Here is a 13,403-nt window from a genome sequence, read left to right as displayed (position 1 = left end):
ACGGCCTCCTGCCACTCACCTTGGTTCATTGCCTGCGCAGATGGAACCACGTTCGTGGCAGGAGTATTCCCTTCAGGGCACCCCGCCGCTAGTCAGCCGGGTGGTGTTCGCGGGAGTCTCCGGTGCTGGTCCCCGGCCGCGGCGGGAAGCTCAGACTCAGTCGTTTCACGATGCCGTAGGCCAGCATGTACATGCCGATCAGCAGGCCGAATCCGAGCGAACCACCGGTATCGGCGTTGCCCAGGACCGCTGCGTTCAGTAGCGCGCAGATCATCAGGACCAGTAATCCGCCGGTGGCCATCGCGCTGCCCCTGATGCGGAAATCGGCGGTGGCGGCCCGTGGTGGGCGGCCTCCGGTTGGAACCGTATGTGTGAACCCCATGACCCTCTCCTTCGAAAGCCGATTCGGCCCCGGACGAGCCGAATGGGTACTTCCACGGTAGGCCGGAAACCCGTACTCCACAAGGGAGGCCCCGGTGGCGGGCCCGGAAACGGCGCCTTCCACCGGGGCCCGACCCCCGGGGCGGCTCAGCCGGCCTCGGCGGCTTCGCGGGTGGCCCGTTCGATTTCCTCCGCCCGTTCCTGGTTGGCCTCCTCGGTCAACGCGGCCCCGGCGTCCGCGTCCCGGGTCAGGCTCTCCCCCGTGGCCGGATCAAAGATGTGCAGCCGGCGGGTGTCGAGCCAGAGTTCGCAGACCCGCCCCCCGCGGATCCGGCTGGCGGCGTCGAGGGTGACCACCACCTGCGGGCGCAGTTCGTCGGCATCCAGGTCGCGGGCCAGGGAGTCCAGCATGTCCTTGACCTCGGGGGAAGGGTCGAAGTCGATGTAGCCGTATTGTTCGTTGCCCAACCACTCCGTGTGGGTCAGTTCGGCACTGAAGGCATTGCCGTGGACCAATTTGGATTCCTCCACCAGGGAGGAATCCTCGAAGTACTCGGGCCGGATGCCCAGCAGCACGATCTCCTTCCCGGCCGCCGTGGCCGCCGTCTCCGCCGGGACCTCGAAGTCGCCGATGGGGGTCTTGAGGATGTTGCCCTCGGCCGTGGCGGGCAAAAAGTTCATCGACGGGCTGCCGATGAACCCGGCCACGAAGATGTTCACCGGTTGTTCGTAGAGTTCACGCGGGGAAGCGATTTGTTGCAGTTCGCCCTTCTTCAGCACCGCGACCCGGTCGCCCAGGGTCATGGCCTCGGTCTGGTCGTGGGTGACGTAGACACTGGTGGTCGCCAACCGGCGCTGCATCTGCGAGATTTCCGCCCGCATCTGCCCGCGCAGCTTGGCATCCAGGTTCGACAACGGCTCGTCGAAGAGGAAGGCGTCCGCCTGGCGTACGATCGCCCGGCCCATTGCCACGCGTTGGCGTTGCCCACCCGAGAGGTTGCCGGGTTTGCGGTCGAGGTGGTCGGTCAGTTCCAGCGTCAGTGCCGCGGCCCGCACCCGCTCCTGGACGTCGTCCTCGCTGAACTTTCCCTTGGCCAGCCGCAGCGGAAAGGCGATGTTCTCGAAAACGGTCAGATGCGGGTAGAGGGCGTAGTTCTGGAAGACCATCGCCAGGTGCCGGTCGCGCGGGGCCATGTCGTTGACCCGTTTGTCGTCGATGTACAGATCCCCGCTGGTGATGTCCTCCAGCCCGACGATCATGCGCAGCAGCGTGGACTTGCCGCAGCCGGAGGGGCCGACCAGGATCACGAACTCCCCATCGGCGATATCGATGGAGATGTCGTTCACGGCCGGGAACCCGTCGTCGTATTTCTTGACGAGGTTCTTCAACGTAATCGATGCCATGGGTTGTCCTCTGCTTTCTCGGATCAGGGCCTCAGCCCTTGACTGCGCCCTGGGTCAGGCCTGAGACGATCTGCCGCTGGAAGCCCAGCACCAGGAGCACCACCGGGATGGTGACGATGATCGCGGCGGCGGAAATCGCGCCGGTCGGTGATTCGAATTGGGAGGCGCCGGTGAAGAACGCCAAGGCTGCCGGAACCGGTCGCGCCGCCTCGGTGGAGGTCAGCGAGATGCCGTAGACGAAGTCGTTCCAGGCGATGAAGAAGGCGATGATCGCCGTGGTGAAGACCCCGGGGGCCGCCAACGGGACGATCGCCTTGCGGAAGGCCTGCCAGGCTGTGGCCCCGTCCACCTGGGCTGCTTGTTCCAGTTCCCAGGGGATCTGCCGGAAGAACGCCGCCAGCGTCCAGATGGAGATCGGCAGGGTCAGCGACAGGTAGGGGATGATCAAACCGAGCCAGGTGTCGTACAGCCCGATGGTGCGCCAGACGTTGAACAGCGGGGTGACGATGGAAATGACCGGGAAGATCGAGACGGCCAGGGCGGTGGTGAGCACCAGCTTCTTGCCCGGGAAGTCCAACCGCGCAATCGCGTAGGCACACAGGGTCGCCAGCACCACGGCGATCGCCGTGGAGATCAGCGTGATCCCGATCGAGTTCCGCAGCGAGGTCAGGAACAGCCCCTGGGCGTCACCGACGAGGATCTGTTCGTAGTTGACCCCCGACCAGTTGGTCGGCAGGAGTTTGCCGTTGGACAGGTCGCTGGGTTCCTTGAAGGAGGTCGCCAGGATCGAGAACACCGGGAACAGGGCGTAGACGGCGACGACGACCGTGATGCCCGCCCAGATGAGCCGGGTCTTCGTGGTGGTCTTCTTCATCACTTGCCTCCCTGGTTTCCGGCGAGGTCGACCTTGAACAGCTTGATCGCCACGAAGCAGATGATCAGCACACACAGGAACAGCAGGACCGAGATCGCCGAACCCAGTCCGATCTCCAGTCGCCCGATCGAGGTCCGATAGGCCAACAGCGAGAGCACTTCGGTGCCGTAGGCACCGTTGGTCATGATGTACACGTTGTCGAAGATCCTGAAGGCATCCAGCGCCCGGAAGAGCACGGCAACCATGATCGCCGCCTTCATGTTCGGCAGGATGACCCTCTGCATGCGCTGCCACCAGGTGGCCCCGTCGACTTCGGCCGCCTCGGTGAGCTCATCGGGGACCTGTGCCAGACCGGCCAGGAGCAGCAGCGAAATGAACGGCGTGGTCTTCCAGATCTCCGAGGCCATGATCACGAACAACGACGTCCAGGTCCCGGCGAACCAGTTGGTGTCCTCGCTGATTCCCGGCAGCCAGTCGAACCAGTGGTTGATGAAGCCCGAGTTGATGTCGAAGGCGTAGAACCAGGCGAAGGCCGACACGACGGTGATGATGCCGTAGGGAACCAGGATGGCGGTGCGGACGAAGCCGCGAACCGATTTCAGCGCCTTATGCATCACCAGCGCCAGGGCGAAGCCCAGGATCAGCTCCACCACGACGGTGATGACGGTGATCAGCGAGGTGACGCCCAGGTCCCTCAAGAACACCGGGTCGGTGAGGATGACCCCGTAGTTCTGCAGCCCGATGAAGCTCTTGTCCCCCGGGGCCGTGAGCCGGAAATTGAACAGCGAATCCCAGACGGCCTGGAGGATCGGATACAGCGTGACCATGAGCATGACCACGAAGGCGGGCCCCGCCAACATCCAGCCCAGCCTGCGTTCGGCCTTCCGCCGTTCGGAGAGCCCGACGCCGGCGTCGGCCCGCCGCCGCCCGGTTGGTTTCGTGTCCACGGGGGTACTCATCGCGATTCCTCCCTCCTACGGGTGGGCCCGTCGGTGCTTCTGCGCCTCATAGCAGCCTCTCCCCTCGCAGCACGGCGATGATGAAGTCGGTGGTCTTCTTCGGCGTAGTGGCCGGATCGATCCCGGATGGTGGCGCCCAATGCTGCTGGATGCCGGTGGAGACCTCGTTGTAGTATGGGGTCTGCGGCCGTGGGGCCGAATGCTTCAACGATTCCCTGATGGTCGGCGCCATGGGGAACGCCTTCTTGATCGACGGATCGTCATAGGCGGTTGAATCCGAGGGCGGGTTGCCGTTGGTGACGAAGTATTCGACCTGGTTCTTCGGTTCCACGATGCATTCGATCGCCTCGTAGGCGAGGTCCACGTGGGGGCTGGCCGCCCCGACCCCGAGGTTGATGCCACCCAGCGGCGGACGGGATTCCTCATCGGCCATCGTCCGCGGATATTGCGCCCAGCCGATGTCCTCCACGAGCGATTTGTCCAGGTTGCCGGCTTTGACGCTGGCGTTGGTGGCCGGCCAGACGAACGGCCAGTTGACCATGAAGGAGCCCTTCTTGCCTTGGAAGAGCAGCATCGACTCGTTCTCCGCCTGGGTCGGAAGGCCAGGCGACCCCAGCCCTTCCTTGCCGATGGTCGAGACGATCTCGGCGGCCTTCTTCCCGGCCTTCGTCTCCAGTCCGAGCTTGACGTCGTCGGCCGACGCCTCGGGGTTCTGCACGATGTGTCCGCCGCTGGATTCGACGAGCGCATTGACCCAGACGGTCATCGACTCGGCCAGCGCCCCCTGGACCCCGAGATATTTCTTCTCGTCCCGGGTGGCCTCGATCAGTTCGTCCCAGGTCACCGGCTTCGTCATGTCCAGCCCGGCGGCCTTCGCCACGGATTTGCGGTACCAGAGGATCTGGGTATTGGCCCAGAACGGGACGGTGACCAGTTCGTCCTTCCATTTCGCTCCGGCCAAGGCACCATCGAGGGTGTTCTTCGTGGTCTTGTCTGCTGTTTCTTGCGGGACCGGGGCCAGGAAGCCGGGCTCGGCGAGTTCGGGGATGAACGGCGGGTCCAGGCTCATGATGTCCAGCGAGGTATCCCCCGCCGCCAGACGACGGGCCAGTTGTTCACGCTGGGACGCTGCGTCGGAGGGGAGCAGTGAGGTTTCGATCCGGTATTTGCCGTCGGCGGCTGCGGTGCAGGTCTTGGCGATCGCCGCCTGGCCGCCGTCGTCCGGGTTGATGTACCACGTGAGCACCGGGGTCGAGTCCGGCGCCCCACAGCCGGACAGCAGCAAGGCCGAGGCAACGGCGGTGACCCCGGCCCACCGGACACGGCGCCGGCGGCGACCGTGTTTCGCATGTTCTGGCATCAGTACGAGCCTCCCCGTCAACGTCCGAAGGACCCGAACAAAACCGGTCTGACCGGGTCGTTCACCCGACCTTATGCCCTGGTGGTGATTTGCGCCACACCCGCAGGTCGGAGGTTCGGGCCACGGGTCGCAGGCACCGGTCAGACGTGGTCGTCCTGAGTGGCTTCCGGACCGGGACGGTCCTGATGTTCGCAGGAGTCGTAGTCCACCGCGTCCTGCGGGATTTCGCCGAGGGTCCTGATGGTTTCGCCGTGGGGGCGCGGCAGGTCCACCAGCTTCGCTCGAGGACGCCGGGGCGGATTATCGGTGGGCTCAGGAATCGCGCAGCGCCTTGATCAGTTCGTCCTTCGTCAAATCCGAGTAGCCTGTGAGGCCGATCTCGCGGGCCCGTTGGGTGAGCTCCTCGACGGTCCAGTCGTCATAGCTGCCCGATTCACCGCCCCGCTCACCGACCTCGGATCGGCTGTCTCGTGCGGCAGCGTTGGCGATACGCGCCGATTTCTGCTTCGAATTGCCCTCGTCACGCAGGGCCTGGTACATCTGCTCGTCCTTGATGGGTGAGGTGTCCTCTGCCATGGCTGCCCGTCCTCCTTCAGGTGGTCCGTATCCCCCAGACTACGGATCCACCGGGGCCGGTCAATGCCCAGGCCGCCGCCGGTCAGCCGACGGTGAACTGCACCCGCTGCCAGCCGCTGGCTCCGTTGGGGACCGGATCGGCGCGTTCCTCGGTCTGGACGGTGCCGTCGGCGTCGATGGCCCGCACGGTGGCCGAGTGGGTGCCTTCCTTGGCGCCCTTCCACTCGTAGGACCATTGGCGCCAGGTATCGACGGAGGCTTCGGTGGCCATCTCGACCTTCTGCCAGTCCCCGTCATCGATCTTGATTTCCACGCCCTTGATGCCTCGTGTCTGCGCCCATGCGGTCCCGCCGATCATGACGGTGCCGGCGCTGACCGTCGAGAACGGCCGGGGCACATCCACCCGCGAGGCGAGTTTGATGGGCCCGCGCTCGGACCAGCCGCGGGTGGTCCAATACGCGGCCTTATCGGCGAACCGGGTGACCTCCAGATCAACGACCCATTTGGTGGCCGAAACGTATCCGTACAGCCCCGGCACGACCATCCGCACCGGATAGCCGTGTTCGAGCGGAAGTGGCTCATCGTTCATTCCCACGGCCAGCAGCGCCTGACGATCATCGGTGAGTACTTCCAGCGGAGTCGACGCGCTGAATCCGTCGATGCTGGTGGACAGCACCATATCGGCCCCCTGCTGTGGGCGGGCCCGTTCCAACAGCTTGCGCAACGGGTAGCCCAACCATTTTGCGTTGCCGACCAGGTCACCGCCGACGGGGTTGGAAACGCAGGTCAGGGTCAACCAGGTCTCGTCGAGCTCCATGCCCAGCAGTTCGTCGAACCCGATGCTGAATTCCTCCTCCACCATCCCGTGCACCCGCAGCGTCCAGGTGGCGGGGTCGATGCGGGGAACCGCCAACGCGGTGTCGATCCGGTAGAAGGAATCATTCGGCGTCACGAAGGAGGGCATGCCCTTGACCTCGGCGGCGACGCCGTCGGGCAGGGCAGTGGCCTGGTGGGCCGGACGGGGCAGCCGCAGGGATTCCCGCGCGGTCGCTGCCGCATTGCGGACCCCCGACAGGGCCCGGCCTCCGGCGAGCATGGCCCCCGCGCCGACCGCCGCCACGACGGAAAAGGTCAGGAAACGACGTCGCGAGGAGGATCCGGCAGCCCGCGTCGGCTCGGCGTCGTGCTCCTCTGCCTGCCCGGCGGCCGGGAGGCCCCCGGGTTCGGCCCGGGATGCAAGCCGGCTGAGCTGGTACAGGACCACGATCCCTGCCACGGCACCCACGACGGTCGGCACGATATCCAGGATCCCGGTGGCCGGACGGCTCAGGACGGCGGCGGCCATGCCGACGGCCAGGACCAGGATGATCCCCTGGGCCACCGCGAACCGGCGCCGTGCCAGCAGGCCGGTGACGGCAGCGACGAGAGTGGCCACGATGCCCATGGAGATGAACAGCGCCAGTTTGTCGTTGGTGCCGAAGGTGGCGATGGCAAAGTCCTTGAGCCACGGCGGGGTGATGTCGATGAAGGCCCCGCCCAGGGCCACCAGGGGCGAGGAGGAGGTGGAGAAGAAGGCGGCGACGAGTTCGGCCACCCCGAAGAGCAAGCCGGCGGACACCAGTCCGGCGACGGCGTGGGGCCAGCGCCGCAGCACCGTGCGGGCCCTGCCCGGGGCCGTGGTTTCCGGGCCGGGCGTTTCATGCGTTTCCATCGTGCGCCTTCCATCCTGCCTTGCGGCCCACGGCGCCCTTCCGGGCGTCGGCGGCCTGCTTCGGTGGCCAGGGTCGGGATTTCAGACCCATGGACACAGGAGATTCGGAGCCCGGCCCGATCTGGATTGGATCGAGGTGCCGGGAACCTAGAGTTCCTGCAGGACGATCGGGTCGGTGGTGGGCTGCGGCGATCCCCCGGCAGGTTCCACGGTGATCCCCACATGGGTCGCCGAGGAGAGTTTGCCTTCCATCAGGGCGGTATCGCTCGAACCGCCGGCGAAGTCGAGCATGCCCATGGGGGCCGCCCCGTCGTCACCGATGAGCCAGAGTTCGTAGCCCTTGTCCTGCGGGAGCGTGGGCAGCCCATCGGCGGTCAGCGCTGCCAATCCGGCCGAGGCGGAATAGGTCACCGTGACCTGGGCACCGTCGTCCAGGGACTGGCTGGCCGACTTCACGTCGTTGGAGGAGAAGATGCGCAGCATCTTCTCGTTGCTGTCATCCAGCGCGGTCATCTGGTTCTGGAGCTGGTCCTGTTGGTGGTTCTGGCTGATGACCACCCCGGTCAGTCCGCCGGAGGTCACCAACAGGGCCGCAGCCGCGACGGCCAGGTATTTGGTCCCGTTGCGGGTCCCGCTGCCGGGGGCCCGACGTCGGGCCCGGGCAGAGCCCAGATCCAGGACCCCGGGGGCTGGTGCGGAGGCGTCGGTCGGTGCCTCGGGCTCCGCGGTGGCGGGGCTTTCGGCAGCGGGGCCTTCGGAGGCGGTGCCGCGTCCGGACGTCGTGGCATCGTCACGGACGGCCGGAAGTTGGGGGGTCTGTCGGATCGCGGCCATGAGGTCTGCCTTGACCCGTGGTGGCGGGGTCACCGGCGTCGTCTGCTCGGCGAGCAGGGCGGCGGTTTCGCTGAGCGAGCGGACCTCGCGCAGGGTTTCCTCGGAGTCCAGGGCGGCGTCCTCGAAGGATTCGCGTTCGCCCGGTTCCAAGGCATTGAGTGCATAGGCACCAGTGAGTAGGTGCAGTTGCCGATCCATCACGCTACTCCCAACTGGTCTCTGAGTTTGATCATTCCATCACGGATCCGTGTTTTCACGGTTCCCACGGGGGCTTCGATCAATCCGGCGCCTTCCTGATGGGTATAGCCCCCGAAGTAGGCCAACTCGATGACTTGGCGTTGCGCGGCGGAGAGGCATTTCAACGCCTGCTGCACCCGCTCGCCTTCCATCCGGGCCTCGACGGTGTCCTGGACGTCGTCGTAGCTTTCCTCGAACCCCTTGACCCCCTCGCGAAGGTCCCGGTCCTTGCTGCTTTGGCTGGCCCGGACGCGGTCCACGGCACGGCGGTGGGCCATGACCATGATCCACGAGGTTCCCCGGCCCCGGTCGGCGTCGTAGCGGGCTGCGTGTTGCCAGACCTCGATGAAGACCTCCTGGAGGACCTCTTCGCTTTGCGACTCATCGCGCAGTATGCGACGGATGAGACCGAAGACCCTGGCCGAGAGCTCGTCATATAATGCTCCGAATGCTGCTTCGTCGCCCTGGGCGATCCTGCCGAGGAGTTCCTCATGGTCCGGGGGTGCGGGTTCCTCCGCCGTCCGGGCCCATGGCAATCTCATGTCTGACAGTCTCGCATGACTCCAACCTGCCTGAATACCAATGCCCTTCCCCGTTGGCCCCTGGCCCGGGGTACACCACCGGCCCCGGCGGCGGTTGCCGCCGGGATCCGTGGTGTTCCAGCTGCCTGCCTTACTTCTTGGCGGCGTCCGGCATCATGACCTCGTCGATGAGGTACACGGTGGCGTTGGCGGTCTGGACGCCACCGCAGATGACGGAGGCTCCGTTGACCTTCATGTCATCTCCGCTGCCGGTGACCTTGACCGAATCGCCTTCGACGGTCTCGTGGGTGCCATCAATTTCATCGGGGCTCATCTGGCCGGGGACCACGTGGTAGGTCAGGACCTTGCTGAGCATGTCCGAATCCTCGACGACCGCGTTCAGGTCCTTCTCCGGGATCGCGTCGAACGCGTCATCGACGGGGGCGAAGACGGTGAACTCGTCACCATTGAGGGTGTCGACCAGGTCGACATCCGGGTTCAGTTCCCCGGAGACGGCCGCGGTGAGCGTGGTGAGCAGCGGGTTGTTCGATGCTGCCACGGCCACCGGATCCTGGGCCATGCCGGCGACGGATCCGTCTCCGTCCGGGACCTGCTCGGCGTAGTCGGCGCAGCCGGGGCCGATCAGGTTGGCTGCCGGGTCCATCTCCGAGGCGGAGGAGGAGGATTCTGACATCGGAGCCGAAGAGGAGGACTCGGACATCGGCGCCGAGGATTCGGCCGATCCGGCGTCGCTGCCTCCACCGGAGCAGGCGCTCATGGCGAGCGAGCCGACTGCCATCAGGCCGAAGAGTGCGGTGTACTTGCGGTTCATGGTCTTCATGACGTGTCTCCTTGCTGTCACGACCAGCGGCCGTGCGTGCTTCCCGTTCCCCGGTGACGGGGGTGGGCTGTCATGAAGTCATTCGGAGCCCGGGGCAGGATGGATTGGAAGAAGACGAAAAGTTTTGGATTTCTTTTCCCATCGCCAACACAAAGGGGCTAGTACCACGTTTATGGGTTCCTGCCTAGGGGCGGGCATGGGGAGTTCTCCCCATGGCGGGCACCCCGACGGCGTCCTAGACTAATCTTCACCGGCACCGGAGCTGTTTTCCCCCCAAAGTTGCTCCGGTGCCGGGCCTTTTAACCCCCGGCGTCGGGCGCGCTCAGCGTAACCGCCGCCGTACCTCCGAGAAGCCCCACTCATAGCTGGTGGACTCCAGATAGTCCCCGTGGGTGGCCGGCAGGAACTGGTAGGCCTGCTCCTGATACGAGGCGGCCTCGCAATCCATGGTCCCGTCCCCTCCCCGATAGCGCACCGGGAAACCCAGCGGGTCCGTGGAACGGTAGAGGTTCAGCCACCGTGGCCCCAACAGGCTTCCCAACGAACCCGGCTGCACGACGGCGGGCCCGGGATCCGGTTCCTCGGCGATCTCCCCGGCCAGCGTGGGCGGCCAGGGGTCCTGGGCGGTCGGCGACGGCCGGCCCGCCGGAACCAGCGACAGCTCATCCGCGCCGCAGACCCCCGGGAAGAAGCGGGCGAAATAGCGCCGTAATTGGCAGCCGTAGCTCAGCAGCCCGATCCGGTCCCGGTCCTCCTCCACCAGGCCACGGGAGGGCAGTTGGAACAGCGCACAGACCGCCAGGACGATACCCATTGAATGCGCGGAGACCACCAGTCCGCGTTCCTCCGGCTCGGCTGCCCCGGCCGGGTCCTGGTGGTCCTCGGCGAACCAGTCGACGATGCGGTCGGCCAGCTCGGGCACGACCCGCTCGGCGTAACAGGAGGGACCGAACGGGTGGGCCTGGGTGGGCAGGAAGCACATCAGGTCCCACAGCAGGCCCAACGGGCGGGAATCGGAGCCCCGCGACAACAGATACAGCGCCGCCACCGCGATCATCCCGGCCCATAGCCCGGCGTCCCCTAGCCCACGCACCACGCTCCACGCTCCCCCGGACGTCGTCCGGTCCTGCCCCAGGAAGAGGAACAGTGCCAGCAAACCACCGCAGATGCCGATGAACACGGCCCAGCCGATCCACCCGATGAACGTCTCCATCCGGCGCAGCAATGCTGCCTGCCGGCGGGCGTGGTGGATCTCCTCGGCGGAGTGGGTGATCATCGGTCCGGTCGTCCAATGCCCCGCTTGGCGGAGCAGATCCTTACGGATCGCCGCGATTTCGTCGTCTCGTCGGGCACGCTCCCGCCGGTGGATGGCGGCCTGCCGCAGGGCCAGCCAGATCACGGCGGCCAGCAGGAACAGCAGGAAGCCGGCACCCTGCAGGACATAGACCACCGGTGGTTTCGGGCCGCGCAACACCCATCCGGCACCCAGGACGACGGCGAAGGAGAGCAGGAGGGCGAATCCGGCGGCCAGGGAACCCAGGATGAAGGGGCCACGGCCGTTCCAGCCCAGGTACTTCCGTTCGTCCTCGGAGGCGACTGCCGACGGACCCATTTTTTCCGATCGCGCCGCCGATTCGGCGTTGACCAGCAAGGCCACCAACGTCAGCGCCAGTGCGAGCATGACGACGACGGCCGCCGACGCTCCGGAGCGGGCTCCGCGGGCGGTCCCCGGATCCGCGATCCCTGCGGCCAGCACCGCGGCCAGCAGGCCGGCGCAGACCACCAGATAGACCACATGGCGACGCGGCACGTCACCGGCGACCTGGGCCTGGGGTTTGATGATCCATCCGCAGCCGCCGACGGTCAGCAGCACGGCCAACCCGGCCGCCACCGGCCAGACGATTCCCGCCCAGTCAGCCGCCCCGGCATCCTGCCGCCACCCGTCGGCATGATCGAATGCCAGGATCGCCGCCAACCAGGCCAGCGCCGCCCCCGCATGCAGGCGGCGCAACCGGCCCATGCCAGAACCCACCAGCCACAGGTCACGTTGGGCCAACAACGGGCCCCCGGGCTGCACCGCCGCCCCCTGGTCCGGCGGCACGCGCCCGGGGCGGGCGGGGCCGGTCAAATAGCGGGTACGACCCAGCATCGGCAGCACGACGACGGCGGCCAATGCCAGCAACGGCATGCCCAGCAGCAGGGCGTCCCGGGTGCCGGGGCCCCATGCGGCCAACGGTGACAACATCAGTCGCGCCCCCGGACAGCTCAGTTCCACCCCGGCCCCGACGGCCGAGGTCGCCGTGGCAAAGCATTGGCGGCCGATCATGTCCAGGGCGACGGTGGCCGCGGTGGTGACGAACAGCAGACTGAGCAGCAGCCCGTAGAGCCGCATGGTGCCGGCGCCACGCCCGGTGCTGATGGTGCGGGCGATCCACCGGTGCCCTCCGTCGGCGGCGTCCTCGGTCCGGGGTGTTTCGCCGGTGCCGATCTGGCGGCGCGACCAGTAGGCCGTGTTCGCCAGTCCGTAGGGAGCCAGCGCGAACCAGAGGAGTTTGACCAGCGCATCACCGATCCGGCCCAGGGACGGGATCCCGGTGAACCGGGACAGCCGGCCCCAGGCGTAGGCTTCCACGCGTCGGTCGGTCGGGGCGTCTACGGGGGCCGGAAAGCGATAGGTGGAAAATCCTGCGAGCTGATCCCCACGGATGGTTTTCACCCGTTGCGGCGTCGTTTCGAGCATTTCGTAGTTCGGGGTGTTCAACACCCCATGAATGCGCAATTCCAGTAGTTCGTGCGCGCTGCCTGGTTCGTCCCCGTCGGTTCCCATTTTGGCCCCTTCCGCCTCCTGCCCACGAGGCCAGTGAACCACGATCCAGCGGGTTTCGTCTTCGAAGCCTCCAGCACTCGAGGTGGCGGGGGTGCGGACAGCGGCTTCAGGAGTTGAGCAGCTCGATCCGGTTCAGGACGTCCTGAAGGGCCATGTCGAATTCCTGCTCGTTCCAGCTCTCCGCCAAGAGCGTCTGCATGCGGTGGATATTCGGGTATCCGCCGAGGTCGACGCCGTGGCTCTCCTGGGCCGCCGATTCGGGCTGTGTGCCTTCCCCCTCAAGGGAGACATGGAGCAGGAGGTTTCCCAGGAGGAAACTGCTGAAGGATTGATATGCGTCGGCGGCATCCCGATCGGAAAATCCAGAGCTGGTGAGTGCAGCCAGGAAGGATTCGATCCACGCGAGGCTGCGCAGCGGCGGCCTGATCCATGGGGCGCCCGTCGGACGGGTGGCGAGGATGGGAAAGACCTGTGGGTAGGCCACGGCCAGTTTCCTTAGCCCGTGGGCCAGCCGGACCAAATAATCCTGCCATCCCTGGCGTGGATCGACAAAGACGTCGGGATCCTCCTGGAGTTCCATCAAAATCCGCTCGACGACGCCGTCCAACAGATCCTCGCGGGATGGCACATAACGGTAGAGAGCCATGGCTTCGACACGCAGTTCCTGCCCGAGCCGGCGCATGGTGAGGCGCCGCAAACCATGTTCCTCGATGAACTCAGCCCCGGTGTCGAGGATCAATTCCCGACTCAGTGGCGCCCTGCCGCGCTCGACAGCGCTTGGAGCCGTTTCCGGTGCCACGAAACCCCCTGATATGAATCGTCGCCTGCCAGTCTACGACGCGGGATGCCGCCTCGGCCCGGCAGCTTGGCTGCCAGAC

The 13,403-nt window shown here is 66.3% G+C and carries 13 protein-coding genes; all 13 read right to left on the bottom strand.

Translation table 11 applies throughout. The features are described from left to right. Positions 1–88: 88 nt before the first annotated feature. Positions 89–382 (bottom strand): hypothetical protein, encoded by a 294-nt coding sequence (locus ACT3UE_RS03590; protein ID WP_444554318.1) that lies wholly within the window; start codon positions 380–382, stop codon positions 89–91. 146 nt (positions 383–528) lie between these two features. Then, positions 529–1,785 carry an ABC transporter ATP-binding protein gene (locus tag ACT3UE_RS03585; protein ID WP_444554319.1) on the bottom strand — a complete coding sequence of 419 codons (1,257 nt, stop codon included), beginning with the start codon at positions 1,783–1,785 and terminating at the stop codon, positions 529–531. 31 nt (positions 1,786–1,816) lie between these two features. Beyond that, complete coding sequence (locus ACT3UE_RS03580) at positions 1,817–2,659, bottom strand: carbohydrate ABC transporter permease (protein WP_444554320.1); 843 nt, start codon at positions 2,657–2,659, stop codon at positions 1,817–1,819. Further along, complete coding sequence (locus tag ACT3UE_RS03575; protein WP_444554321.1) at positions 2,659–3,618, bottom strand: carbohydrate ABC transporter permease; 960 nt, start codon at positions 3,616–3,618, stop codon at positions 2,659–2,661. Before ACT3UE_RS03575 ends, ACT3UE_RS03580 begins: the two co-directional genes overlap by 1 nt. Before the next feature lie 46 nt (positions 3,619–3,664). Continuing rightward, entirely contained in the window at positions 3,665–4,978 is a 1,314-nt protein-coding gene (locus tag ACT3UE_RS03570) for an extracellular solute-binding protein (protein ID WP_444554322.1), read from the bottom strand. Positions 4,979–5,118: 140 nt separating this feature from the next. Further along, entirely contained in the window at positions 5,119–5,250 is a 132-nt protein-coding gene (locus ACT3UE_RS03565) for a hypothetical protein (protein WP_444566278.1), read from the bottom strand. Between the two features lie 40 nt (positions 5,251–5,290). Beyond that, the gene (locus ACT3UE_RS03560; protein WP_444554324.1) at positions 5,291–5,554 is read right to left on the bottom strand and encodes a DUF7218 family protein; all 264 of its coding nucleotides are present in this window, start codon (positions 5,552–5,554) and stop codon (positions 5,291–5,293) included. Positions 5,555–5,636: 82 nt separating this feature from the next. Further along, positions 5,637–7,265 (bottom strand): molybdopterin-dependent oxidoreductase, encoded by a 1,629-nt coding sequence (locus ACT3UE_RS03555; RefSeq protein ID WP_444554325.1) that lies wholly within the window; start codon positions 7,263–7,265, stop codon positions 5,637–5,639. A gap of 147 nt (positions 7,266–7,412) precedes the next feature. Continuing rightward, positions 7,413–8,297: an anti-sigma factor gene (locus ACT3UE_RS03550; protein ID WP_444554326.1), complete on the bottom strand. Its 885-nt coding sequence runs from the start codon at positions 8,295–8,297 to the stop codon at positions 7,413–7,415. Next, complete coding sequence (gene sigK / locus ACT3UE_RS03545; RefSeq protein WP_444566277.1) at positions 8,297–8,878, bottom strand: ECF RNA polymerase sigma factor SigK; 582 nt, start codon at positions 8,876–8,878, stop codon at positions 8,297–8,299. The genes ACT3UE_RS03550 and sigK overlap by 1 nt, the downstream gene beginning before the upstream one ends. Before the next feature lie 130 nt (positions 8,879–9,008). After that, entirely contained in the window at positions 9,009–9,698 is a 690-nt protein-coding gene (locus ACT3UE_RS03540; RefSeq protein ID WP_444554328.1) for a fasciclin domain-containing protein, read from the bottom strand. 322 nt (positions 9,699–10,020) lie between these two features. Further along, entirely contained in the window at positions 10,021–12,525 is a 2,505-nt protein-coding gene (locus tag ACT3UE_RS03535) for a hypothetical protein (RefSeq protein WP_444566276.1), read from the bottom strand. 106 nt (positions 12,526–12,631) lie between these two features. After that, on the bottom strand, positions 12,632–13,324 hold the full coding sequence (locus ACT3UE_RS03530) for a TetR/AcrR family transcriptional regulator (protein WP_444566275.1): 693 nt from the start codon (positions 13,322–13,324) through the stop codon (positions 12,632–12,634). Positions 13,325–13,403 lie beyond the last annotated feature (79 nt).

Origin of the sequence: Arthrobacter sp. 179 (genome assembly GCF_052379645.1) — a bacterium.
Classification (GTDB): domain Bacteria; phylum Actinomycetota; class Actinomycetes; order Actinomycetales; family Micrococcaceae; genus Arthrobacter_H.
Note: the sequence above shows the minus strand (reverse complement) of the source record. Positions and strands in the feature narration are given on the sequence as shown.

Coding starts and splice junctions, on each gene's coding strand:
- ACT3UE_RS03560 (WP_444554324.1), bottom strand. CDS start 5,554: ATGGCAGAGGACACCTCACCCATCAAGGACGAGCAGATGTACCAGGCC.
- ACT3UE_RS03550 (WP_444554326.1), bottom strand. CDS start 8,297: ATGGATCGGCAACTGCACCTACTCACTGGTGCCTATGCACTCAATGCC.
- ACT3UE_RS03555 (WP_444554325.1), bottom strand. CDS start 7,265: ATGGAAACGCATGAAACGCCCGGCCCGGAAACCACGGCCCCGGGCAGG.
- ACT3UE_RS03535 (WP_444566276.1), bottom strand. CDS start 12,525: ATGGGAACCGACGGGGACGAACCAGGCAGCGCGCACGAACTACTGGAA.
- ACT3UE_RS03580 (WP_444554320.1), bottom strand. CDS start 2,659: ATGAAGAAGACCACCACGAAGACCCGGCTCATCTGGGCGGGCATCACG.
- ACT3UE_RS03590 (WP_444554318.1), bottom strand. CDS start 382: ATGGGGTTCACACATACGGTTCCAACCGGAGGCCGCCCACCACGGGCC.
- ACT3UE_RS03570 (WP_444554322.1), bottom strand. CDS start 4,978: ATGCCAGAACATGCGAAACACGGTCGCCGCCGGCGCCGTGTCCGGTGG.
- ACT3UE_RS03575 (WP_444554321.1), bottom strand. CDS start 3,618: ATGAGTACCCCCGTGGACACGAAACCAACCGGGCGGCGGCGGGCCGAC.
- ACT3UE_RS03585 (WP_444554319.1), bottom strand. CDS start 1,785: ATGGCATCGATTACGTTGAAGAACCTCGTCAAGAAATACGACGACGGG.
- ACT3UE_RS03540 (WP_444554328.1), bottom strand. CDS start 9,698: ATGAAGACCATGAACCGCAAGTACACCGCACTCTTCGGCCTGATGGCA.
- sigK (WP_444566277.1), bottom strand. CDS start 8,878: ATGAGATTGCCATGGGCCCGGACGGCGGAGGAACCCGCACCCCCGGAC.